The sequence below is a fragment of the Streptomyces mobaraensis NBRC 13819 = DSM 40847 genome, from assembly GCF_017916255.1.
In the GTDB taxonomy this organism is placed as follows: domain Bacteria; phylum Actinomycetota; class Actinomycetes; order Streptomycetales; family Streptomycetaceae; genus Streptomyces; species Streptomyces mobaraensis.
Window position 1 is genome coordinate 581,007 of sequence record NZ_CP072827.1, and the last position, 21,426, is coordinate 602,432.

General features: G+C 75.2%; 25 protein-coding genes. 17 read left to right on the forward strand and 8 right to left on the reverse strand.

Going from position 1 to position 21,426, the window contains the following annotated elements; all coding sequences use genetic code 11:
• Positions 1-207 precede the first annotated feature (207 nt).
• Entirely contained in the window at positions 208-765 is a 558-nt protein-coding gene (locus J7W19_RS02265) for an NUDIX domain-containing protein (protein WP_004953870.1), read from the reverse strand.
• A 157-nt stretch (positions 766-922) separates the two neighbouring features.
• On the opposite strand from J7W19_RS02265, the gene J7W19_RS02270 reads away from it, so the two are divergent.
• The 4 genes from J7W19_RS02270 (at position 923) to J7W19_RS02285 (ending at position 2,679) form a co-directional block, all read left to right on the forward strand.
• Positions 923-1,432 carry a DinB family protein gene (locus tag J7W19_RS02270; RefSeq protein WP_004953868.1) on the forward strand — a complete coding sequence of 170 codons (510 nt, stop codon included), beginning with the start codon at positions 923-925 and terminating at the stop codon, positions 1,430-1,432.
• Between the two features lie 34 nt (positions 1,433-1,466).
• Entirely contained in the window at positions 1,467-1,916 is a 450-nt protein-coding gene (locus J7W19_RS02275) for a 2-thiouracil desulfurase family protein (RefSeq protein ID WP_004953865.1), read from the forward strand.
• Positions 1,917-2,017: 101 nt separating this feature from the next.
• Positions 2,018-2,356, forward strand: a complete 339-nt coding sequence (locus J7W19_RS02280) for a DUF3140 domain-containing protein (RefSeq protein WP_004953862.1) — start codon at positions 2,018-2,020, stop codon at positions 2,354-2,356.
• A 128-nt stretch (positions 2,357-2,484) separates the two neighbouring features.
• Entirely contained in the window at positions 2,485-2,679 is a 195-nt protein-coding gene (locus J7W19_RS02285; RefSeq protein ID WP_004953859.1) for a CsbD family protein, read from the forward strand.
• Positions 2,680-2,709: 30 nt separating this feature from the next.
• Here J7W19_RS02285 and J7W19_RS02290 read toward each other — a convergent pair whose 3' ends face one another.
• Positions 2,710-3,684, reverse strand: coding sequence for a quinone oxidoreductase family protein (locus tag J7W19_RS02290; RefSeq protein WP_004953857.1), 975 nt, complete (start codon positions 3,682-3,684; stop codon positions 2,710-2,712).
• A 188-nt stretch (positions 3,685-3,872) separates the two neighbouring features.
• On the opposite strand from J7W19_RS02290, the gene J7W19_RS02295 reads away from it, so the two are divergent.
• Entirely contained in the window at positions 3,873-4,439 is a 567-nt protein-coding gene (locus tag J7W19_RS02295) for a flavodoxin family protein (RefSeq protein ID WP_004953854.1), read from the forward strand.
• A gap of 101 nt (positions 4,440-4,540) precedes the next feature.
• On the opposite strand, the gene cynS is transcribed toward J7W19_RS02295, so the two are convergent.
• Together cynS and J7W19_RS02305 are read right to left on the reverse strand one after the other, a co-directional pair.
• Positions 4,541-5,011 carry a cyanase gene (gene cynS / locus J7W19_RS02300; protein WP_004950985.1) on the reverse strand — a complete coding sequence of 157 codons (471 nt, stop codon included), beginning with the start codon at positions 5,009-5,011 and terminating at the stop codon, positions 4,541-4,543.
• Between the two features lie 149 nt (positions 5,012-5,160).
• A complete protein-coding gene (locus tag J7W19_RS02305) occupies positions 5,161-5,796 on the reverse strand; it encodes a carbonic anhydrase (protein WP_004950986.1) in 636 nt (211 codons plus the stop codon).
• A gap of 126 nt (positions 5,797-5,922) precedes the next feature.
• On the opposite strand from J7W19_RS02305, the gene cynR reads away from it, so the two are divergent.
• Both cynR and J7W19_RS02315 read left to right on the forward strand, forming a co-directional pair.
• Complete coding sequence (gene cynR / locus J7W19_RS02310; RefSeq protein ID WP_040891659.1) at positions 5,923-6,831, forward strand: transcriptional regulator CynR; 909 nt, start codon at positions 5,923-5,925, stop codon at positions 6,829-6,831.
• A 44-nt stretch (positions 6,832-6,875) separates the two neighbouring features.
• Positions 6,876-7,343 carry a hypothetical protein gene (locus J7W19_RS02315; RefSeq protein WP_040891657.1) on the forward strand — a complete coding sequence of 156 codons (468 nt, stop codon included), beginning with the start codon at positions 6,876-6,878 and terminating at the stop codon, positions 7,341-7,343.
• Here the strand turns inward: J7W19_RS02315 and J7W19_RS02320 are convergent.
• Positions 7,315-8,037: an alpha/beta fold hydrolase gene (locus J7W19_RS02320; protein ID WP_004950992.1), complete on the reverse strand. Its 723-nt coding sequence runs from the start codon at positions 8,035-8,037 to the stop codon at positions 7,315-7,317. The genes J7W19_RS02315 and J7W19_RS02320 overlap by 29 nt on opposite strands.
• Positions 8,038-8,197: 160 nt before the next feature.
• On the opposite strand from J7W19_RS02320, the gene J7W19_RS02325 reads away from it, so the two are divergent.
• Entirely contained in the window at positions 8,198-8,689 is a 492-nt protein-coding gene (locus J7W19_RS02325; protein WP_004950994.1) for a hypothetical protein, read from the forward strand.
• A gap of 39 nt (positions 8,690-8,728) precedes the next feature.
• On the opposite strand, the gene J7W19_RS02330 is transcribed toward J7W19_RS02325, so the two are convergent.
• The 3 genes from J7W19_RS02330 to J7W19_RS02340 form a co-directional block, all read right to left on the reverse strand.
• Entirely contained in the window at positions 8,729-9,331 is a 603-nt protein-coding gene (locus J7W19_RS02330; RefSeq protein ID WP_004950995.1) for a GTP-binding protein, read from the reverse strand.
• Between the two features lie 271 nt (positions 9,332-9,602).
• Positions 9,603-10,205, reverse strand: coding sequence for a DUF4232 domain-containing protein (locus J7W19_RS02335; RefSeq protein WP_004950996.1), 603 nt, complete (start codon positions 10,203-10,205; stop codon positions 9,603-9,605).
• A 37-nt stretch (positions 10,206-10,242) separates the two neighbouring features.
• Entirely contained in the window at positions 10,243-11,484 is a 1,242-nt protein-coding gene (locus J7W19_RS02340) for a 4-hydroxybenzoate 3-monooxygenase (RefSeq protein WP_004950998.1), read from the reverse strand.
• A gap of 418 nt (positions 11,485-11,902) precedes the next feature.
• On the opposite strand from J7W19_RS02340, the gene J7W19_RS02345 reads away from it, so the two are divergent.
• From J7W19_RS02345 to J7W19_RS02385, 9 genes are all read left to right on the forward strand, one after another.
• Positions 11,903-12,439, forward strand: a complete 537-nt coding sequence (locus tag J7W19_RS02345) for a hypothetical protein (RefSeq protein ID WP_040891658.1) — start codon at positions 11,903-11,905, stop codon at positions 12,437-12,439.
• 58 nt (positions 12,440-12,497) lie between these two features.
• On the forward strand, positions 12,498-13,586 hold the full coding sequence (gene gmd, locus J7W19_RS02350) for a GDP-mannose 4,6-dehydratase (protein WP_004951001.1): 1,089 nt from the start codon (positions 12,498-12,500) through the stop codon (positions 13,584-13,586).
• The gene (locus J7W19_RS02355) at positions 13,583-14,533 is read left to right on the forward strand and encodes an FkbM family methyltransferase (protein ID WP_004951003.1); all 951 of its coding nucleotides are present in this window, start codon (positions 13,583-13,585) and stop codon (positions 14,531-14,533) included. Before gmd ends, J7W19_RS02355 begins: the two co-directional genes overlap by 4 nt.
• Positions 14,521-16,260, forward strand: a complete 1,740-nt coding sequence (locus tag J7W19_RS02360) for an N-acyl-D-amino-acid deacylase family protein (protein WP_004951004.1) — start codon at positions 14,521-14,523, stop codon at positions 16,258-16,260. The genes J7W19_RS02355 and J7W19_RS02360 overlap by 13 nt, the downstream gene beginning before the upstream one ends.
• A gap of 388 nt (positions 16,261-16,648) precedes the next feature.
• A complete protein-coding gene (locus J7W19_RS02365) occupies positions 16,649-17,818 on the forward strand; it encodes an aspartate aminotransferase family protein (protein WP_004951007.1) in 1,170 nt (389 codons plus the stop codon).
• Positions 17,815-18,075 carry an acyl carrier protein gene (locus J7W19_RS02370; protein WP_004951008.1) on the forward strand — a complete coding sequence of 87 codons (261 nt, stop codon included), beginning with the start codon at positions 17,815-17,817 and terminating at the stop codon, positions 18,073-18,075. The genes J7W19_RS02365 and J7W19_RS02370 overlap by 4 nt, the downstream gene beginning before the upstream one ends.
• Complete coding sequence (locus J7W19_RS02375) at positions 18,072-19,202, forward strand: beta-ketoacyl synthase N-terminal-like domain-containing protein (protein ID WP_004951011.1); 1,131 nt, start codon at positions 18,072-18,074, stop codon at positions 19,200-19,202. The genes J7W19_RS02370 and J7W19_RS02375 overlap by 4 nt, the downstream gene beginning before the upstream one ends.
• Positions 19,202-20,047, forward strand: coding sequence for a beta-ketoacyl-[acyl-carrier-protein] synthase family protein (locus tag J7W19_RS02380; RefSeq protein ID WP_004951013.1), 846 nt, complete (start codon positions 19,202-19,204; stop codon positions 20,045-20,047). Before J7W19_RS02375 ends, J7W19_RS02380 begins: the two co-directional genes overlap by 1 nt.
• Entirely contained in the window at positions 20,044-21,414 is a 1,371-nt protein-coding gene (locus tag J7W19_RS02385) for a class I adenylate-forming enzyme family protein (protein WP_004951016.1), read from the forward strand. The genes J7W19_RS02380 and J7W19_RS02385 overlap by 4 nt, the downstream gene beginning before the upstream one ends.
• The last annotated feature ends 12 nt before the right edge of the window (positions 21,415-21,426 follow it).

Genomic DNA, 21,426 nt, shown 5'->3' on the forward strand with positions numbered 1-21,426 from the left:
CACCGGCCCCGGCCGCGGCCTGCCGCGCGGCCCGGGTGCGCCGCGCGGCGGGGCGGGCCTTGGGCGGGACGCGACGGAGCGCATCGGGCGGCGGGCGCGCGGCGGTTCGCGGCGCGGGGCGGGGTACGGACGGGGGGTCGCGGTGGACGGTCCGCCGTCCCCGCCCTCCTGCCGGACGAGACGAAGCTCACCCTCGGCGGGTGGCGCTCACGCGGACAGCAGCCGTGCCGCCAGGAGCAGCCCCGTCACCGTCCCCGCCTCCGTCAGCGTTCCGCTCGCGGCCAGGCGGACCGCGTCGTCGAGCGGCAGCCAGCAGGCCCGCATGCCGGCCTCGGTCGGGTCCCGCCGGAGCGTGCCCCGGCGCAGGTCGGTGGCCAGGTAGAGGTGGGTGACGGCCGACGTGCGGGACGGGAGCGGGTGGAAGGCGCCCAGCCTCCGGAGCGCGCCGGGACGCCGGCCCGTCTCCTCCTCGCACTCGCGCGCCGCCGCGGCCTCGGGGTCCTCCCCCGCGGCGACGGCCCCGCCCGGAATGTGCAGCAGCCGCCGGCCGAGCGGCGCGAAGGCGTCCTCGACCAGGGCCACCCATCCCTCGTCGTCGACGGCGACGACCCGGGCGCCGTCCGCCAGCGTGAGGCGTTCGTACGTCCCCTCGGCACCGTCCGGCTGGACGACGCGGTCGCGGTGGAGCGTCAGATGCCGCCCGTGGAACAGCACTTCGGTACCGAGCCGGTCCCAGCCGCGGCACCCTCCGTGGTCGTCGGACATGGTTTCGTCGTTCCCCCTGGACCGGTGGCGAGCGGTGTGGCGCCCTGTGAACGACCCGACCGCCCGCTGGTTCCGGGGGCGCGGGGCAGCGCTTGCACGCCCCGGCACTCCGGGCTACACCTGCCCTCACCACCGAAAACGAACTGGAGTGCAACACATGTCCCTCGATGATCGCGTCCCCCCTCCCACGACCGGCGGCGAGCGGGAGACGCTGCGGGCCTACCTCGACTACCACCGCGCCACGCTGGCCCGGAAGTGCGAGGGGCTCACCGACGACGACCTGCGCCGCCACTCGATGCCGCCGTCGACGCTGACCCTGCTCGGCCTGGTCCGCCACCTCGCCGAGGTGGAACGCACCTGGTTCCGCCGGGTGTTCGAGGACAACGCCCTGCCTCTCGTCTGGTCCGACCGCATGGACTTCCAGGCGGCGTACGACGCGTCCGCCTCGACCCGTGCCGAAGCCTTCGCCATGTGGGACGCCGAGACCGCCCACTCCCGCCGCGTCGAGGCCGCAGCGGCGTCCCTGGACACGACGGGCTTCCAGCCGCGGTGGGGACAGCGGGTCTCCCTGCGCATGGCGATGGTCCACGTCCTCCTCGAGTACGCCCGCCACAACGGTCACGCCGACCTCCTGCGCGAGGGCGTCGACGGCGTGGTGGGGGCCTGAAGCGGCGCCGTCCCCGGCTGGCTAGCCTGGCGGTATGGAAGCGATCCTGGTCAGCGCGTGTCTGCGTGGGGTGCCCTGCCGGTTCGACGGGCGGGACAAGGCGTCGTCGGAGGTCGGGGCGGCGGTGGCGGGGCGTGTGGTGGTCCCGTTCTGCCCGGAGGTCGCGGGCGGGCTCGCGACGCCGCGGCGGCCCGCGGAGCTGGTGGGCGGTGACGGGCACGCCGTGCTCGACGGGACGGCGCGCGTCGTCGAGGACACCGGGCGGGACGTGACGGCGGAGTTCACGGCCGGGGCGCGGCGCGCGCTCGCGGCGGCGCGGCGGGCGGGGTGCTCGGAGGCGCTGCTGATGCCGCGCAGTCCGTCGTGCGGCCGGGGCACGGTGTACGACGGCTCGTTCGGCGGGGAGCTGGTGCCGGGGGACGGGGTGACGGCGGCGCTGCTGGAGCGGAACGGGATCGCCGTGCGCCCCGCGCCGGGGGTATGAGCCGTCCGCCGGGCGGTCCGCGAATCGCGGGCTTGTTTACCGTCCCTGCGATCGGCAACGCGTGCCCCGACGGCACTTTCCGGCCATGAGGAGGCAGCACCGTGACAGCGTCCGACAAGGTGAGCACCGAGCTGTGGGACGAGTTCCACACGGCGGTGAACATGACCTCGCGCGAGCTCCAGGACTGGCTGAACGTCCAGGCGGCGGGCGAGCGGGCCGAGGAGGTCCCCGACCGCGCCGGGCCGCCCACCGGGCGGCAGGTCCTCGACATCCTGGCCAAGCGCCGCACCGACCTCACCGAGGACGACGCCCGCGTGATGCGGCGCGTGTGCGACGTCGTCCGCTCCCAGCGGAGCCCGGACCGGGAGCCGGAGGCCGGCGGGACGCAGTGGCGGCACGGCCTGATGAACATCGGCCACGACCCGCTCAAGCCGTCCTGACCCCCTCCCCCTCCGTGCGGGCCGGCCACGGCGTGCGCGCCGGGCCCCGGCGATCGACACTGGAACCCGGGGAGCGGGCGCCGCCCGCCCTCCCGGCCCCTGCAAGCGAAGCGAAGGGCATCGCCGACATGAGCGCCAAGGACAGGACGAAGGCCAAGGCCGACCGGACCAAGGGCCACCTGAAGGAAACCCTGGGCCGGGTGACCGGCAACCGCCGGACCCAGAACGAGGGCCACCTCCAGAAGGTCAAGGGCGAGCTCCACGACGCGGTCGCGAAGGCCCGGCACGCGGCGGAGCGGAAGCACCACCACAAGGGCAGGTGACGCGGCGCGCGCCCGGCGGCGCGCCCGCACTCAGCCGGCCACCCGCAGGAGCAGCTTGCCGGTGGTCGTGCGCGTCTCCATCAGCCGGTGCGCCTCCGCCGCCTCCGCGAGGGGGAACTCCGCGGTGACGGGCAGGCGCACGGTCCCCTCGGCGACCGCGCGGAACGCCCGCGTCGCGATCTCGCGTACGGTCGCGGGCTCCGTCGCCGCGAGCGTGAGGAGCGAGAAGCCCGCGACGGAGAACGCCCCGGGGAACAGCTCCGGCTGCCCCAGCCGCCACGGTTCGGCCCCGCTCGCGTTGCCGTAGGAGACGAGGCGGCCGAAGGGCGCGAGCGCCTCCAGGCTCCGCCGGAACGTCTCGCCGCCGACCGGGTCGAGCGCGAGGTCCACGCCCCGGCCGCCGGTCGCGGCGCGCACCTCGTCCGCGAACCCGCCCACGAAGACCTCGTCGTATCCGTGGGCGAGCGCGTACTCGGCCTTCGCCGCCCCCGACACCACGCCGTACACCCGCCCCGCGCCCGCGGCCCCGGCCAACTGACCCAGCACCGTTCCGACCCCGCCCGCCGCCCCCTGCACGAGTACGGTCTCGCCGGCGCGCAGCCGGCCCACCTCGTGCAGGAGCGCGTGCGCGGTCGGCAGGACGGTCGGCAGGGTGGCGGCGGTGCGCAGGTCGATGCTGTCCGGCAGGGTGAAGACGGTCGCGGCGTCGACGACGACGGTCTCCGCGTAGCCACCGCCCGGGGTGAGCGCCGCCACCGGCCGGCCGGCTTCCAGGCCGGTGACCCCGTCGCCGACCGCGCGGATCCACCCGGACACCTCCAGGCCCGGCACGAAGGGGAGCGACGGCACGCGGTAGCCCTCGCCCCGCGACTTCACGTCGGCGAAGTTCACGCCGGCGTACGCGACGTCGATGGCGACCTGTCCGGGGCCCGGCCGGGGGGCCGGGGCCCGGGTCACCGTCAGGACCTCCGGACCGCCGAACTTCTCGAACCGGACAACACGCATGGGCAGCCACCCCTCATCGAGTGTTCAATGACCAACGAACACCCGGGAGTGTACGGTCATTGTCGAACACTCCGCAATCGGCGCGACCGGGAACGAGATCACGGGCAGCGACGTTGCAGCCCTGCGCCGCAGGCCGTGACCAGCACGGTCTTCGTACGTCACCGACACGGCCAGGGGGGCACACCACCGTGAACGACGCCGACCGGCATTTCCTCTTCCTGCTCGGCAGCTCCCGCACCGGCGGGAACACCGAAGCGCTCGCCCGGCACGCCGCCGCCCAGTTGCCGGCGCGGGTGACCCAGCGGTGGCTGCGGCTCGGCGATCTCCCGCTGCCCGCGTTCGGCGACCTGCGCCATGCCGGGCGTGCCCGCGACGAGCCCGCGGACAACGAAAAGGTGCTGCTGGACGCCACGTTCGAGGCGACGGACCTCGTGATCGTCTCGCCGCTGTACTGGTACAGCGTGTCCGCGTCCACCAAGCTCTACCTGGACTACTGGGGCGGCTGGCTCAACACGCGGGAGCTGCGCTTCCGGGACCGGATGCGGGACAAGACGATGTGGGCCGTCACGACGACGAGCCACGACGTCGACACGGTGGCCGACCCCTTGCTGGGCACCCTGCGGCTGTCCGCCGAGTACATGGGCATGCGCTGGGGCGGCTCCCTGATCGGGCACGGCAACCGGCCCGGCGACATCCACCGCGACACCGCCGTTCTGGCCTCCGCCAAGACCTTCTTCGCGGCCGAGGACCACTGACGGCGGCCTCGTCACGTCACCTGCCGCCGCCCCGCACGGGGGACGGGCGCCTCGCGCTCACCGGCGCCCCCGGTGAGCGCGAGCCGGAAGGCCCCCGTGCGTCAGAAGGGCTTCGTCGGCAGGTACTTGCCGTCGAGCGTGATGACCGCGCGCTCCCCGCCCTCCGGGTCGGCCACCTTCTTCACGTCGAGCCGGAAGTTGATGGCGCTGATGATGCCGTCGCCGAACTGCTCGTGGACCAGGGCCTTGAGGGTGGTGCCGTAGACCTGCAGCATCTCGTAGAAGCGGTAGATCGTCGGGTCGGTCGGAACGCCGGTGCCGAGGGAGCCGCGGGTCGGGATGGTCTGCAGCAGCGTCACCGCGTCCTCGTCCAGGCCCAGCAGCTCGGCGACGGACCGCGCGGACGCCTCCGGCAGCGCGTGCTGGCCGAGGACGGCGGCGGTGACGAAGGCGACGGAGAGACCGGCCGCGTCGGCTATCTGCTGCCAGGTCAGATCGCGGCGGGTCTTGGCCGCCACGGCGGCCTCGGCGAGCTGCAGGCGGGCGGTGGGGTCGAACTGGGCGTGCGGCATGGGTGTTTCCTTTCGTGGGGTGCCTGGTCCGCGGGTGCGGGGGCATGGATGTCGGGGGTACGGGTTCCGCCGCGAGCAGGTGCCGTCGCGTACGGATCCGCGCCCGGGGTGAGAAGCGGGTGAGAAGCGGGCCTGCGCGGCCGAGCGGCTCAGGCGGACCGCGTGGCGCGCGGCGGCACGGACTCGACGGCGGAGCCGTGCGCGGGCAGTTCCTCGACCGTGCCCGTCGCGATGTCGAAGACCCAGCCGCGCAGGGTGAGCGCGCCCCGGGCCAGCGCTCCGGCGACGCAGGGATGGGTGGTCAGGTTCGCCAGCTGGGCGTGGACGTTGGCACGCACCAGCGCGCCCACGGCGTCCACGGCGTCCGCGCCGGTGGCCCCGGCGGAGACGCGCGCCCGGGCGGCATCGGCGTGGCGCAGCCAGTCCGCGACGGCCGGGGTGCCGCTCAGGTCGCGGTCCTCCGCCAGGGCGGTCATCGCCCCGCAGTACGAGTGTCCGCAGACGACGACCTCGGACACGCCGAGCACGCCGACGGCGTACTCGATGCTCGCCGCCACGCCGTCCGCGCCGGGGGCGTACGCCGGAACGATGTTGCCCGCGGTCCGGACGACGAAGAGGTCGCCCGGCTCGCCCTGGGTGATCAGTTCCGGTGGGACCCGGGCGTCGGAGCAGCCGACGAACAGGACCTCCGGCGCGTGCCGGCCGGCCAGCCGGGCGAAGAGGCGCGCCTTGGCCGGGAAGACGTCGCGTCGGAAACGGGCGACGCCCCGGGCGAGGTCGTGCATGATCGCTCCCTTCGATGGGGTCAGCCTCGGGGGTGGGCTGACGTCCTTCACCCTGCACGACCAGCGCTCATAGTGTCCAAGAGCTGCTACCCATGTATCCCATTGATGTCATCTATGGTGGTGTCCATGGCCCTGGAACTGCGCCACCTGCGCTATCTGCTCGCGGTGGCCGAGCACCGCAACTTCACCCGTGCCGCCGAGGACCTGCACATCTCCCAGCCGACCCTCTCCCAGCAGATCAAGCAGCTGGAGCGCACGGTGGGCGCCCAGCTGCTGGACCGGACGGGACGCGCGGTCCGGCTCACCGACGCCGGGGAGGTCTACGTCCGGCACGCCCGGCGCGCGCTGCGCGATCTGGCCGCCGCCGAGCGGGCCGTACGGGACGTCCGGGACCTGTCCGAGGGGCGGCTGCGTCTGGCGGCGACCCCGACGTTCACCGCGTACCTCATCGGCCCCCTCACCGCCGAACTGCACACCCGTCACCCGGGGATCACCCTCACCTTCCGGGAGATGGCGCAGGACGAGCTGGAGACGGCCCTGCTCGCCGACGACCTCGACGTGGGCATCGCCTTCGACGGACCGCACCAGCCGGGCGTCGCGGCGGCCCCGCTCTTCACCGAGACGCTGAGCCTCGTCACGGGCCCCCGGACCGACGGTCCGGCCGCCACCGCCCCGCTCTCCCCACACGACCTCGCCCGCGTCGAACTCGCGCTCCTCAGCCCGGACTTCACCACGCGCGGGCACGTCGACGCCTATCTCACCCGGCACCGGGTGAGCCCCCGCATCGCGGTCGAGGCCAACTCCCTCCAGGCGCTCACCGAGATCGTCCGGCGCACCGGACTGGCCACCGTGCTGCCGGACGCCATCGCGGAGGACGACCCCCGTCTGACCCCCGTCGCCGTCCGGCCGCCCCTCCCCTCCCGCACGGTCGCCCTGCTGTGGCGGGAGGCGGCGTACCACAGCGCCGCCGCGCACGCGTTCACCCGCCTCGCCCGCGACCACGTCCGAGCCGCGGGCCACGCGCCCCCGCCATGACGGCCCCGTGGCCACACCCGTCCCCCACGTGATCAGCTGACGCCATGGAAGCCATTTGGACGAGCGCCGTGGCAGTCGTGGGAACGCTGCTCGGCTCGGTGATCACGCATGTCCTCCAGCGCCGCGTGTCGGAGCGCGGCGAGTCGTTCGCCCGGTCGGAGGCGCTCCGGCGCGAACGCATGGCGACGTACAGCGCGTTCGCCGAGGCGATGGAGGACTACCGCCACGGCCAGGCGGACCGCTGGTACAGCGGGCGGGAGGCCCCGGGCACCGAGGCGTACGTCGCGGCGCGGGACGAGGCGCACCGCCGCCGCACGGCGGCCCGGCAGGCGCTGTACCGGGTCCGGCTGCTCACCGACGACGCCGAGGTGAACGCCGCGGCCGAGCGCGCCTACGCGAGCACGTGGGAGATCTCGACCGCCCGGGACCAGAGCGCCAGGGACGCCCTCGACGCCCGGGCGCGGCGGGCCATAGAGGAGTTCGTCAGCAGGGCCGCGCCACTGGTCCGTTGAGGGCGGCGGCGTCGAGGAGGACGTCGGCCAGCTCGCGCGGCCGGGAGAACATCGGCCAGTGGCCGGTGTCGAGGTCGGCCCGCCGCCACTGCGGACCGGACAGCAATCCCCTTACCGCGTCGCTCGGTTCGGGTCCGGCGAGGCGGCAGAGGACGTACGTCGTCGGCAACTCCTCCAGGGGACGCGCCAGGACCGCGGGCTCGGTGAGCGTGGCGCCGGGGTGGGGCGTCGAGCCGGCCACGATACGTGCGATCTGTTCGTCCGTGAGCCCGTGCCCCGCGTAGTGGCCGGCGGGCACGGTCGGCCAGAAGCCCCCGTGCTCGGCGATCTCCGCCGTGACCGCCGCCCCGCCGTCCGGCCAGACGGAGACGAACGACGCGCCGTCGGACGGCACTTCGGCGTCGACGAACACGACGCGCCGCAGCCGGTCGCCGATCCGCCCGGCGGCCTGGCCGACCGGGATCCCCGCGTAGCTGTGGCCGACGAGGACGACGTCGCGCGACTCCCGCCGCTCGACCTCGTCGACGATGTCCCGGACGTGGGTCTGCTGCCCGGCGGACACACCGCGCTTCTCGGCCAGCCCGGACAGCGTCAGCGGACGGACATCGTGCCCGGCCGCGCGGAGGTGGGGCACGACGCCGTCCCACGCCCATCCCCCGAGCCGCGCGCCCGCCACCAGTACGAAGGTCACCATGGCCGAACGGTAGTGCGGCGGTCGACCTGTCGCGCGCGATTTATGCCCGGGCCACGGGCCGGAACGGCGGCCTCGCCCCTCCCGGGCGACGAGCCCGAACCGGCCGGGGTCCACCGGTACCGACACCCGCTCGGCCGCGGGCCGGTCGTAGGGTGAGGGGATGGGCAACACCTTCTTCGCCGGTGACGACAGCCTGTACCTCACCAACGGGGGTACGGCGGTCTTCGTCGACGTCCTCACGCTGGCGGTGTCCGCGTTGGCGGAACGGCCGTGGGACCACCGGTTCGCCGCCCTGCCGGCCCGGCAGGACCAGTCCGTGATGGGCCGGGGCGCCGTCGGCTTCGACCTGGCCGACCTCGACTGGGGGCGTACCGCCCGGGAGCGGGCGGAGGCCAAGGACTTCGTGCTGCGGGTCACCGACCTGGCGCTGCGGCGGCACCGCTGGGACGAGCTGGACTACTTCCCGCCGTTCGCGGAGAAGTACCTGCGCCGGTTCCGGGAGATGGTCGAGGCGTTCGACCCGGCCGCCGCCCGGGACGACGGGTACACCCTCCCCGGGCCCGACGAGGCGGCGACGGCCTCGTGTGTACGGCACCGGGTGCTGAGCTCGCTGCCGCTGCTGGAGGGCTGCGTCTTCTGCTTCGCGGGCTGACGGCCGCGGGCGCGGACGCGTCAGGCGTGCAGAGACGCGTCAGGCGTGCAGACGGGCGTCCAGCGTCTCCATCAGCTCGATGACGGACGCCTCCCAGAACACGTCGCCCGCCAGGGCCCGCAGGGCGGAACCGCGGACGATGGGTACCCGTTCGTCGTCGAGCCCCTGGTCGCGGAGGAGGGCGCGGACCGCTTCCTCCGCCTCGCCGGCCGCCTCCGGGTCGGCGAGCGCGTCGCACTTGTTGAGGAACACCACGAGCCGGCGCACCCCGGCCCCGCGGGCGAGCCGCAGGTGGTCACGCGCCTGCGGGGGCACGGCGCCGAGCGCCGAGACGACGAGGACGACCCCGTCCAGCGACGCGTGGCCGAGCAGGTCGCCGACGTGGCGGGCCTCCGTGTCGAAGTGGGTGTAGTGGCAGTCGGCCGTGGTGTACGCGCTGTGGGTGCTGTACGGGGCCAGCGCGGGGCGGGTGTTGCCCGCGGCCTCCACGATCCGCTCGACGGCACCGGCGTCCTGCCGGTACGCCTTCGCCGCGGCCTTCCCCGCCGCGACGGCCAGCGTGGTCTTGCCGTGCCCCCGGTGCCCGATGGTCCCGATGGTCCTGTGCTTCCTGTGGCGTGGTCGTCCGCGTTCCCCGGTCATGACCCGGCCTCCTTCCTCCCGGCCCTTCCGGGCCCGTCCTTCGGTGGCGTACCGCGCGGGTGCCCCGGGCCCCCGGCCGGATGCGGGGGCGTGCGGAGTGCGGGAGGTCGCGAACGGAGCGGAATCGTCCGGGTGCCGGACGGTGCCGCGCGCCCGGCCGGAGGGCCGGCTCCCCGCAGGAGGTCGACCGGCCCTGGGCGTCCGGTGATCAGGCCGCCGACGCCCACCGGAACCGCCGTTCGACGTCCGTACGCACCGGCGCCCGAGGGCGTCAGCCCACCGGCTTCCACGGGCCGACCGCCACCTTGCCCGTGCTGCCGAGGTCCAGGCCGCCCTCCGGCTCGACCGTCTGGGCGCGGACGCCCGGGGCCGGGGTCACCTCCAGGTGCCGGCCGAGCAGCGGGGGCCGGCGGGTGTCGTCGTACGTGTTGCGCCACAGGACCACGGCCGTCGCCGCCGCGCCGGGTCGCAGGGTCACCGGCCGGGCCGGGGTGTCCGGCCCGCCCGGGCGGGGGGTGGCCGCGAGGTCGTCGCGCACGGCGACGTCCAGCGCCTCCCCTTTCTCCCCCAGGACGCGCAGGCGCGGTCGGCCTTCGACGGTGCGGGGCGCGGTACCGCAGTTCTCCAGCCGCACGCCCATACTGCGCAGGCCCATGGCGGCGTCGACGGGCCCGGCCGTGACCCGCAGGCCCTCGCGCGGGCAAGCGGCGGGGGTGCTCCGCGAGGGCCCGGCGGAGGGGGTGCGCGGGCCCGGCCGGCCCCCGGGCTCGTCCCGGACGGCGGGCAGGGGAGCCGGCCGCGCGCACGCGAGCGGCGCGGCCGTGCAGACGATCAGCAGCGCGGCCAGGGGGAGGGTGCGCGGTGTCCGGTTCATCCGCTGATCGTCTCACGGGGGTACGCGCGGCCGGTGTTCAGCGGGGATCCGGCCGCTCCCGCGTCGCCCGGGGCTTCCGTGGCCGCCGAGCGGGCACCACTCGCCCCGTGTACCCCTCCGCGAGATGGGTCGAGGCGGCCGTCGAGCACACCAGGCTCGCCAGTTCGCCGAGTTGGCGGCGCTCGTCGAAGGCGGTGGCGCCGGGGAGGCGGTGCAGCAGGTTCGTCATCCAGTAGGAGAAGTGCTGGGCCCGCCAGGTGCGGCGGAGGGCGCGCGGGCCGTAGGTGTCGAGGTGCCGGAAGTCGCGGGCGGTGACGGCGCGTTCCACCGCCTCGGCGAGGAGACGGGCATCGGTGAGGGCGAGGTTGAGGCCCTTGGCGCCGGTGGGCGGGACGGTGTGCGCGGCGTCGCCGGCGAGCAGCATGCGGCCGTAGCGCGGGGGTTCGCAGACGAAGCTGCGGAAGCGCAGGACCGAGCGGTCGAGGACCGGGCCCTCGGCGAGGGCGAATCCGTCGGCGCCGCGCACCCGCGCCTGGAGTTCCGCCCAGATCCTGTCGTCGGGCCAGTCGGCGGGGTCCTCGTCCGGGTCGCACTGGAAGTACAGGCGCTGGACGGACTCCGTACGTCGGCTGACGAGCGCGAACCCGCGCGGGGAGTGGGTGTAGACGAGTTCGCCGGCGCTGGGCGGTGCGTGGACGAGGACGCCGAACCAGGCGAAGGGGTACGCGCGGAGGAAGTGGGTGCGCGCCGCCTCGGGAACGGCGGCCCGGCACACTCCCCGCGAGCCGTCCGCGCCGACGAGGACGGCGCAGCGCACCTCGCGGGCCACGCCCTCGGCGTCGGTGAACAGGATGCCGGGGCGGTCCGTGGCCAGGTCGGTGACGCGGGTGCCGGTCACGCCGTAGCGGACGTCTCCGCCGTCGCGTTCACGGGCGTCGGCGAGGTCGGTGAACACGTCGGTCTGCGGGTAGAGCCAGACGTTCTCGCCGACAAGGGCCTGGAAGTCGACGCGGTGGTTCTCGCCGCCGAAGCGCAGGGTGATGCCGGCGTGCGGCCGGCCCTCGCGGCGGACCCGGTCGGAGACACCGCTGTCGGCCAGCAGGCGGGCGCTGTCCGCCTCCAGGATGCCCGCCCGCTGGGTGCCGCCGATCTCGGCCCGGGTGCGGTGGTCGACGACCACCGAGTCGATGCCCGCGCGGGCCAGTAGGTGGGACGCCATGAGGCCGGCCGGACCGGCACCGACGATGCCGACGGTGGTCCGGGTGAGGGCTGGCGACATGGGGGCGTCCTCCTGGTTTCCGACTGGTTCCGACTGGTTTCCGACTGGTTTCCGAGCCTCCGGTGTTCCCGGCCTCCCACTCGTTCCCTCTTCGCCGAGCCGCTCGGTTCATCGGCATAACGCATAACCCGATCGCGTACGTCATTCCCTCAACCCCCCTTTCAGATAAGCAGAACCGGACCCCTCCGGGAAAGGCGGAGCGACCGGAGCGAATCCGCGCCGCCGTTGCCCCGGGGGCGTGCGACCGCACAAGTTTGCGCGATCGGGCGCCGCTTGACCGTCGCATTCCCGGCCTCATAGCCTGCTTGGCACTGCTTGGCACCTGATTGTCCGAAGATGCATTCTTCGGCCGGGCACACCGGGTTTTCCCATCCTTTCATCCGGTTCTTTCATATGTATTTCATGAAGCGGTGGTGACATGATCGAACGGCTCGGGGAATTCTCCTCGGCACCACCGCAGACGAGGATGCTCGTATGCGCGGACGGCTCCACGACCGTGCTGCTCGACGCCCTCGTCGGTGAGCGGCTGCGCGTACGCGTCGACCACCAGCGGCAGGTGCGCGCCGCCCGCGTCCGGCACATCGGGTGCCATGTGCTGGGCGCCGCGCCCGACGCCCTGGTGGTCGACCGGCGGTCGCGGATCCTCACCCCGGCCCTGGACGTCATCAGCGTGAACCGGGTGGTGATCGCCGCCCGGCGGTGCGGCCAACTGGTGCCACCCGCCGACGAGTTACTGGGCCCCTACCTCAAGGCCATGGGCCTCTCGCTCAGCCGGGAGCCGATCGCCGTCTCGCGCGGCGTCTGGCCGCTGGGCGGGGCCGCGCCCGCGTGTGTCAGCAAGGAGTACGTCATCGACTGCGGCGGCGCCGGCCGGGTGTACGTCCACGAGCGGTTCAACCCCCGGTACGTGCCCCTGGAGTACCTGCCCCCGGAGAAGGAGGGTGCACCGACATGACGGATCCGGTGGCCGGACGCGCCGCGCCGCACGGCCGGACAACCCCCGGGGAAGCGCCGTGAAACGAGCGCTGATCACCGGCATCACCGGCCAGGACGGCTCGTACCTCGCCGACCTGCTGCTGGACAAGGGCTATGAGGTCCACGGCATCGTCCGCCGCAGCTCGACCTTCAACACCCGCCGCCTGGACCACATTTACCGCGACCCGCACGACGCCGGGCGGCGGCTGATCCTGCACTACGGCGACGTGCGCGACGCCAGCCGCCTGGTGACGCTGCTCGGCCGGATCCGGCCCGACGAGGTCTACCACCTGGCCGCTCAGTCGCACGTCCGGGTCAGCTTCGACGAGCCGGAGAACACCGGCGACATCACCGGGATGGGCACCACCCGGCTGCTGGAGGCCGTCCTCATGACCTCCCGGGACCGGGACATCCGGTACTACCAGGCATCGTCGTCGGAGATCTTCGGCGCCGCACCGCCCCCGCAGGACGAGCGGACCGCCTTCCGGCCGCGCAGCCCGTACGCCGCCGCCAAGCTCTACGGCTACTGGATGACCCGCAACTACCGCGAGGCGTACGGCCTGTTCGCCGTCAACGGCATCCTCTTCAACCACGAGTCGCCGCGCCGGGGCGAGACCTTCGTGACCCGCAAGATCGCCCGGGCGGCGGCCCGCATCAAGGCCGGCCTGGAGAAGCACCTCTACCTCGGCAACCTTGACGCCGTCCGCGACTGGGGGTACGCCCCCGAGTACGTCGAGGGCATGTGGCGGATGCTCCAGCTCGACCGACCGGACGACTACGTGCTGGCCACCGGGGTCGGTACCACCGTACGGGACTTCGCCGGGCACTGCTTCTCCCACGTCGGCCTCGACTGGCGCCGCCACGTGCGCCACGACGACGCGTACCTGCGCCCGACGGAGGTCGACGCCCTCGTCGGCGACGCGGGCAAGGCGCGCCGGGCCTTCGGCTGGACCGCGCGGACACCGGTGCGCCGGCTCGCCCAGATCATGGTGGACGCCGAGCTGGCCCGGCTGGCCGCGGACGGCCGCGAGCCCGGCCCGCCGATACCCGTGACCGAGCCTCCGGACCACCACGAACGGTCACGACCACCCGCACGCGCACAGGACTTGGAGCACCCGCGCCCATGACCGTCACCGACCGGACCGCCTGGCGGGCCGCCCTCGACCGGCGCGCGCGTACGACCGGGCCCGGCGGGCTCGCGCAGCGCCTGCGCCACCCGGTCCGCACGTCGTACCCGAGCACCCGCGCGCTGCGCCGCCGGCGGCACCGCGGCGCGGGACGGCCCTCGACCGTCCGCACCTTCTGGGGCCAGGAGATGACGATCGCGCTCCCCGAGGAGGTCTCCGTCGCCCTCCGCCGCCGCGGCTTCGTCGACTACGACCTCACCGCCTTCCTCCTGTCCCACCTGCGCCCCGGCGCGACGGTGCTCGACGTCGGCGCGCACATCGGCTACTACACCGTGCTGGCCGCCGCCCTGGCCGGCCCCGGCGGGACGGTCCGGGCGTTCGAGCCGACGCCGTCGACGCTCACCGTCCTGCGGCGGAACGCCGGCCGCTTCCCGGGGGCCCGGGTGGTGCCGGCGGCCGTCTGGTCGCACCGCGACGAGCTGGTCCTGTACGACCACGGCCTCGGCTACAGCGCCTACAACTCGGCGTTCGAGGCCCGGCTGCCGGAGGCCGTCCGGGCCCGGATCCCGTCCGTCCCGTTCACGGCCGAGACGGTCGCCCTGGACGACTACGTCCGCGCCGAGGGCCTCGCCCCGGACTTTGTGAAGATCGACGCGGAGAGCGCGGAGGCGCACGTCCTGGCCGGGATGCGCGACCTGCTGGCCGGGGGACGGCCGGTCGTCTCGCTGGAGGTGGGCGACCTGGAGGTGGCGGGCGCCCCGCCCAGCCGCACGCTCGTCGACACTCTGACGGCCGCCGGCTACGAGCCGTGGGAGCTGCGCGACGGCACCCCGGTGCCGCACCGGCCGCGGGACCACTACGCGTACGAGAACCTGCTGTTCGCCCCCGCAGGCCGATGGCACACCCCTCAGGACCCGCAGGAGGCCGGACCGCCATGCACGATCTGATCATCCGCGGCGGCACGCTGTACGACGGGTCCGGCATCCCCGCCCGCCGCGCCGACGTCGCCGTCGACCACGGCGTGATCACCCGGGTCGGACGGGTGCCGGACCGGGGCCGGACGGAGCTCGACGCCGACGGCCGGATCGTCACCCCCGGCTTCGTCGACATCCACACCCATTTCGACGGGCAGGTGAGCTGGGATCCGCTGCTCACGCCCAGTTGCTGGCACGGCGTCACCTCGGTGGTGATGGGCAACTGCGGGGTCGGCTTCGCGCCCGCCCGCCCGGACCGGCACGACTGGCTCGTCGGGCTGATGGAGGGCGTCGAGGACATCCCGGGCGCCTCGCTGTCCGAGGGCATCACCTGGGAGTGGGAAACGTTCCCCGAGTACCTCGACGCGGTGGAGCGCGTCCCGCGCGTCCTGGACGTCGCCGCGCAGGTGCCGCACGGCGCGCTGCGGGCCTATGTGATGGGCGACCGGGGTGCGGCGAACGAGCCGCCGACCGAGGACGACCTGCGGCGGATGTGCGCGCTCGCCCGCGAGGGCATCGACGCGGGCGCCCTCGGCTTCTCCACCTCCCGCACCCTCACCCACCTCGCCATCACCGGCGACCCGGTGCCCGGCACCTTCGCCGCCGAGGAGGAGCTGTTCGCCCTGGGCGGGGTGCTCGGCGCGGCGGGCACCGGCGTCTTCCAGCTCGTACCGCTGGGCGCGGGCGGCGAGCGGGTCGACGACCCGCTCGGCGAGATCACCTGGATGCGCCGGCTGTCGGCGGCGGTCGGCCGGCCGGTGACGTTCGGCCTCTTCCAGAACGACAACGACCCCGACGGCTGGCGGGAGTTGCTCCAGATCGCCGAGGACGCGGTGCGGGACGGCGCGGACCTGCACCCGCAGGTGGCCGGGCGCCCGTTCGGCGTCGTCATCAGCCTGGACTCCACCCACCCGTTCCACAAGCGCCCGTCCTACAAGCGGATCGCGCACCTGCCCGCGCCGGAGCGCCGGGCGGCGATGCGCGACCCGGCGCTGCGGGAGCGGATCCTCGGCGAGCTCCCGGAGAACGCCGATCCGCGCTCGGCGCTGTTCCCCCGGGGCTACGCGCGGCACTTCCCGATGGACGCCACCGGGCCGGACTACGAGCCCGCCGCCGACCGGTCGTTCGACGCGCTCGCCCGGCGCACCGGACACGACCCCGAGGCGCTGATCTACGACTTCCTCGCCTCCGGGGAGACCAGCGGCATGATCTTCCGGCCGCTGCTGGGCTACACCGAGTACACGCTGGAACCGATTCGCGAGATGCTGCTCCACCCGCAGGCCGTCCTGGGCCTGAGCGACGCCGGGGCGCACTGCCGGCTGATCTGCGACGCCAGCACCCCGACGTCGATGCTGACGCACTGGGCCCGCGACCGCGGCAGGGGCGAACGGCTGCCGCTGGAGTTCGTCGTCCGGAAGCAGACCTGGGAGCCCGCGCGGCTGTACGGGCTGCGGGACCGCGGGCTGCTGCGGCCCGGCTACCGGGCGGACCTCAACGTCATCGACTTCGACCGGCTCGCGCTGCGCTCGCCGGAGTTCGTCCACGATCTCCCGGCGGGCGGCGGGCGCCTGATCCAGAAGGCGGACGGGTACGCGGCGACGATCGTCGCGGGCGAGATCACGTTCCGCGACGGGGAGCCGACCGGCACGCTGCCGGGGCGGCTCGTCCGCGGCACTCGGCGCGGACCGGGGGGCCGGTGAGGGGCCCCGCGTGGGGGGCCGCCGCCGGTGAGCGCGGGGGGCCGCCCGTGAGCACGGGGCCGGGCCGGCGGACGCGGTCGGCGGACGGGCTGAACGGACGCGGTCAACGGACGCGGCAGGCACAAGGAACGGACCAGGCGACACGACGAGCGGGCCGGACGGACAGCGGACGTCCGGCCGCGGAGGGGACCACGCCGTGACCTACCCGACCGACGCGACGGGCCGAACGGGCCCGACAGACCGAACGGACGCGACCAGCCGAACGAGCCCCACAGACCGAACGGACGCGACCGACCGAACGAGCCCCACAGCCCGAATCGACCGAACCGCCCCCGCCGGGCCGCTCCCGCTCGGGAACTCGGCGAAGCTGCTGGCCCGCGGCCGGCTCGTGGACGCGACGCTGTCGGAGAAGGACTACGTCATCGAACGCGACCGGCTGGTCGACGGGGCCTACCCCGTCTACGGCGAACGGGCCCGGGGCGCCCGCGTCTGGGACGCCGACGGCAACGAGTACCTGGACTACATCCTCGCCTACGGCACGATCATCCTCGGCCACGCCGACCCGGCGGTGACCGAGGCCGCCCTCCGGGAGATCGAGGAGGGCTTCTCGATCACCCTCCGCAAACGGACGCAGATCGAGCTGGCCGAGCGGCTCGTCCAGGTGATCCCGGGCGCGGAGCGGGTGTTCCTGCTCAAGACCGGCTCCGACGCGACCAGCGCGGCCGTGCGCCTGTCCCGCGCCTTCACCGGCCGGGACCGGGTCGTGCGCTGGGGCTACAACGGGTGGCACGACTGGGCGGCGCAGCGGCCGGGCGGCATCCCGGACACCGTACGGACCCAGGTGGACACCTTTCGGTACAACGACCTGGACAGCCTGCGGGAGGTCTTCCGACGCCACCCCGGCGAGGTGGCCTGCCTGCTGCTGATGCCGTTCGAACTCGACGCGCCGGAACCGGGTTTCCTCCAGGGGGCCGTCGACCTCGCGCACGAGCACGGCGCGCTGGCGGTCTTCGACGAGATGCGGTCCGGGTTCCGGGTGGCCCTCGGCGGGGCGCAGGAGCTGTTCGGCGTCCGGGCGGACCTGGCGACGTTCAGCAAGGCGATGGCGAACGGCTGGGCGGTGTCGGCGCTGACCGGCCGGGCCGACGTGATGGCGATGGTGGGCCGGACCCACATCTCGTCCACGTTCTACTCCAACACGGTGGCGATGGCCGCCGCGCTGGCGACGATGGACCGGCTGGCGGACGGGACGCTCCTGGAGCGGGTCCGCGCGCTCGGGGCGCGGCTGCAGGAGGGGCTGACCGGGCTGGCGCGGGCGCACGGGGTGCCGGCCCGGGTGCGCGGGGTGCCGCAGATGCCGTTCCTGACCTTCGACCATCCGGAACCCGGCAGGTCCCGGGTGCTTCAGGACGCGTTCTTCACGGAGACGACGCGCCGGGGCGTGCTGCTGCACCCCACCCACCACTGGTTCGTCTGCGCCGCCACCACGGACGCGGACCTCGACCACACCCTGGCCGCCTGCGACGCGGCGTTCCGGGTCGCGGCGGAGGCGGCGTGACGGGGGACGACGGGCACCGGGCGATGCTGGCGCGGGTACGGGCCGGGCTCGCGCGCCGGCTGGACGAGGAGCCGGACCTGCCGTGGCTGGGCGACACCGAGCCGCTGGCGGCGGCGGGCGTCGACTCGGTGCTGCTCATCTCGGTGATCGGGGAACTGGAACAGGAGTTGGACGTGTCCCTGCCCGACGACACCGTCCTGGAGTCGGCGAGCCTCAGCTCGCTGGCCCGGGCGCTGAGCCGGGGCGGTCGGCGGTGAGCGGCGCGGGCCGGCGGCCGGTCGCCGTCACCGGGCTGGGCTCGTGCGGGCCGGGCGGGGTCGGGGTGCCGGCGCTGTGGGAGGCGCTGGGCGGCGGGCGGGCGCACCGGCCGCCCGTCACGGAGTTCGACGTGACCGGCGCGACGCTGGGCGCGGCGGGACGGGTGCCGTCGCCCGTCGAGGGGGACGGGGAGTGGCGGGCCCTCGATCTCGCCGGGGCCGCCGTACGGGAGGCGGTCGACGGGCTGGACGCGGACGGGCTGGGGCGGGTGGCGCTCGTCCTCGGCACCACGGATCCGGGCGCGGTCCCGCCCCTGCCCGGCCGCTTCCCCGGCGACCTGGCGGCGGCCTGCGCGGAGCGCACCGGGCTGGGCGGCGAGGCCGTGACCGTCGCCAACGCCTCGGCGTCGGGCGCCGCGGCCGTCGCCGTGGCCCGGGACCTGGTGGCCGCCGGGGACGCCCCGGCCGCGGTGGCGGGCGGCGCGGACGCCGTCACGGACCTGGCCCTGCTGGGCCTCAACTCGCTGCGGACGCTGGGCCCGGAGGGCTGCCGGCCGTTCAGCTCCCGGCGGCGCGGCATCGGCCTCTCCGAGGGCGCGGCCGTGCTCCGGCTGCAGCCCTTGGACACGGCGGCGCCCGGGACGGTCCTGGCGGTGCTCGCCGGCTGCGGTCTGACCAACGCCACCGGCCACCTCGCCGCCCCCGACCCGGCCGGTATCGAACTGGCCGTCCGTCTGGCACTGACGGACGCTCAACTGACGTCGGACGAGGTGGACTTCGTCAACGCGCACGGGCCGGGCACCCGGCGTGGCGACACGGCGGAAGTGACGGCGCTGCGCGCGGTGTTCGGCGACCGGCTGCCCTCGGTCCCGGTCAACAGCGTCAAGGGGGTGCTCTGGCACCTGCAGGGCGGCGCGGGCGCCGTCGAGGCCGTGACGTGCGTGCTGTCGCTGGTCCACCGCGCGGTCACCCCGACGTGGGGAGCGGCGCCCGTCGACCCGGCGTTCGACGACCTCGACCTGGTGCTGGAGGACCGCCCCCGGCCCGTACCGGGCCTGCGGACCGCGCTGAGCGTGTCCTGCGGCCTGGGCGGGATGAACACCGCCCTCGTCTTCCGGAGGCCGTGATGGGATTCCCGGACGTCGTCGTCACCGCCGCGGTCGCGGACGGGATCGACACCGCCGAGCTGTGGCGCGCGCACGCGGCGGGCGCCGAGGGCCGCCGCGACGTCAACAAGTGGACCGGCGAGCTCGCGGAGCGCATCGCCGCGTCGGCGGGCCGGGCGCCGGCCCGCGCGGGCGGACTCCCGCCCGCCACCGGCTGCCTCGTCGGCTCCCTGTACGGCTCGGGGCACGTCGCGGAGGCCATCCGGTCCCGCCTGGACGCGGGGGCGCGGTCCGCGCTGGCCCCCGAGTCGTTCGTCCACTTCAACGCGCACGGCGTGACCTCGCTGATCTGCCTCCGCCACGGCCTGCGCGGCCCCTCCGCCACCCTCGTCGGTCCGGGCGGGGGCCTCCAGGCCCTCGCGGCGGCCCACCGGCACCTCCGCCTCGGAGCCGACGCCCCGATGCTGTGCGGCGCCTACGACCTGCTCAGCCCGGCGGCCGCGGCGGCTCTTGGCGGCGCGCCGGTGGCGGGCGCGGCGGCCTTCCTCGTCCTGGAGACGGCGACGGGGGCGCGGGCACGAGGGGCGCGGGTCCTGGGGCGGCTGGGGCCGGTGGGGGTGTTCCGGCGGGAGGACGTGGGGGCGGGGCCCTGGACGACGGAAGAAGGCGCCGTGGCGGACGGTGGCGCGGCGGGCGGCCCGACGGCGGGCGGCGCCCTGCCCGAGGACGTGCGGGCGACCGCCCCGCTGGCCGCGCTGGTCGCCGCGCTCACGGGCGATGGTCCGGCCGTGGTGGGACCGCCCCAAACCGTGACCGCCATGGGCCGGCGGCACGCGTACCGCTGCACCGTGTACCGGGAGGGATGACCGTGGACGACGCACCCGACACCCCGCTGGACGTCCTCGCCGGGCACCGCCGTGCCGGCCGCGGCGACCGGCCGGCCCTGGCGGACCGGCGGCGGTCGGTGACCTACGCCGAGCTGGAACGGGAAGTCACCGAAAGGGCGAGGGCGTTGAGCGGCACGGGTGTCGGCCCTGGCGTGCCCACCGCCGTCGTCCTCACCTGCCTGCTGGAGTCCGTGGCCGACTTCGCCGCCGCGCTGTCCCTGGGCGCCGCCGTCCTGGTGCTGCAAGAGCGCGTCGGCGGCGCCGAACGGGCCGCCACGCTGGACGACTTCGGCGCCGAACTCCTCGTCGCCGACGGCCGGGTGGCACGACCGCGGCCGGGCGGGCGGAACGCGGGGGCACCGGCGTTCGCCGTCGCCAGCTCGGGGACCGGCGGCCGGCCCAAGGTGATCTCCCGGGAGTGGCCGGGCACGTTCCGCAACTCGGCCGCGTTCGCCCGCCGGTTGGAGCTCGACGCCGACGATGTCGTGCTCACCACCAGCCCGCTCGGGCACAGTTACGCGATCGAGGCGGGCACCCTCGCCGTCCTCGCGTCCGGCGCCTGCCAGGTGGTGCCGTCCGGCCCGCTGACCCCGGCCCGGGCCGCCGCCCTGGCCGAGCGGCACCGGCCGACCGTCCTGCAGACCGTCCCGCTCGTCCTCGACTGGTGGGGGCGCGGCGGCGTGCCACGCGCGGGCCGGTGGAAGCGGTGCGTCAGCGCGGGCGAGGCCCTGCCGCCCGCCGCGGCCGGGCCGTGGCACGCCGCCGGGATCCCCGTCCTCGACCACTACGGCAACTCCGAGCTGGGCCAGCTCACCCTGGGCCCGGCCGGCGGCGAGGGCGTCGGCCGACCGCTGCCCGGCGTCGGACTGCGGGCCGGTACCACCGGTCCGGGGCCGGTGACCGCGCGCTTCCCCGGCCTCTCCCCCGTCCGGATGCGGCAGGGCCGGCCCGTACCGCTCGCCGACGCGGACGGCTGGGTCGCCACCGGCGACCTCGGCGTCCTCGGACCCGGCGGCGGGCTCCGGCTGACCGGCCGCGCCGACGCGCTCATCAACGTCGGGGGCAACAAGGTCTCGCCCACCGAGGTGGAGGCCGTCCTGCGCGGCCTGCCCGGGGTGGGCGACTGCGCCGTCGTGGGACGGCCGGGGCCGGCGGGCGGGACGCAGGTGTGGGCGTTCGTCGAGGCCGACGCCCGCGACTTCGACGCGGCGGCCCTGCGCCGCCGGGCCGGCGAGCTGCTGACGCCCGTGAAGGTGCCCACGGTGATCCGCCGGGTCGACGCACTGCCGAGAACGCCCAGCGGGAAGATCCGGCGCGGCCCGCTCATGACGGACGGCGGCGGCTGATCCGCCCACCGT

Excerpts from the sequence above, each read along its gene's own strand:
- J7W19_RS02320 (WP_004950992.1), bottom strand. The coding sequence starts at position 8,037 with ATGGTGACCTTCGTACTGGTGGCGGGCGCGCGGCTCGGGGGATGGGCG.
- J7W19_RS02285 (WP_004953859.1), top strand. The coding sequence starts at position 2,485 with ATGAGCGCCAAGGACAGGACGAAGGCCAAGGCCGACCGGACCAAGGGC.
- J7W19_RS02340 (WP_004950998.1), bottom strand. The coding sequence starts at position 11,484 with ATGTCGCCAGCCCTCACCCGGACCACCGTCGGCATCGTCGGTGCCGGT.
- J7W19_RS02360 (WP_004951004.1), top strand. The coding sequence starts at position 14,521 with ATGCACGATCTGATCATCCGCGGCGGCACGCTGTACGACGGGTCCGGC.
- J7W19_RS02380 (WP_004951013.1), top strand. The coding sequence starts at position 19,202 with ATGGGATTCCCGGACGTCGTCGTCACCGCCGCGGTCGCGGACGGGATC.
- J7W19_RS02385 (WP_004951016.1), top strand. The coding sequence starts at position 20,044 with ATGACCGTGGACGACGCACCCGACACCCCGCTGGACGTCCTCGCCGGG.
- J7W19_RS02335 (WP_004950996.1), bottom strand. The coding sequence starts at position 10,205 with ATGAACCGGACACCGCGCACCCTCCCCCTGGCCGCGCTGCTGATCGTC.
- J7W19_RS02265 (WP_004953870.1), bottom strand. The coding sequence starts at position 765 with ATGTCCGACGACCACGGAGGGTGCCGCGGCTGGGACCGGCTCGGTACC.
- J7W19_RS02275 (WP_004953865.1), top strand. The coding sequence starts at position 1,467 with ATGGAAGCGATCCTGGTCAGCGCGTGTCTGCGTGGGGTGCCCTGCCGG.
- cynR (WP_040891659.1), top strand. The coding sequence starts at position 5,923 with ATGGCCCTGGAACTGCGCCACCTGCGCTATCTGCTCGCGGTGGCCGAG.
- J7W19_RS02270 (WP_004953868.1), top strand. The coding sequence starts at position 923 with ATGTCCCTCGATGATCGCGTCCCCCCTCCCACGACCGGCGGCGAGCGG.
- J7W19_RS02315 (WP_040891657.1), top strand. The coding sequence starts at position 6,876 with ATGGAAGCCATTTGGACGAGCGCCGTGGCAGTCGTGGGAACGCTGCTC.
- J7W19_RS02345 (WP_040891658.1), top strand. The coding sequence starts at position 11,903 with ATGATCGAACGGCTCGGGGAATTCTCCTCGGCACCACCGCAGACGAGG.
- J7W19_RS02330 (WP_004950995.1), bottom strand. The coding sequence starts at position 9,331 with ATGACCGGGGAACGCGGACGACCACGCCACAGGAAGCACAGGACCATC.
- J7W19_RS02290 (WP_004953857.1), bottom strand. The coding sequence starts at position 3,684 with ATGCGTGTTGTCCGGTTCGAGAAGTTCGGCGGTCCGGAGGTCCTGACG.
- J7W19_RS02355 (WP_004951003.1), top strand. The coding sequence starts at position 13,583 with ATGACCGTCACCGACCGGACCGCCTGGCGGGCCGCCCTCGACCGGCGC.
- J7W19_RS02305 (WP_004950986.1), bottom strand. The coding sequence starts at position 5,796 with ATGCACGACCTCGCCCGGGGCGTCGCCCGTTTCCGACGCGACGTCTTC.
- cynS (WP_004950985.1), bottom strand. The coding sequence starts at position 5,011 with ATGCCGCACGCCCAGTTCGACCCCACCGCCCGCCTGCAGCTCGCCGAG.
- J7W19_RS02325 (WP_004950994.1), top strand. The coding sequence starts at position 8,198 with ATGGGCAACACCTTCTTCGCCGGTGACGACAGCCTGTACCTCACCAAC.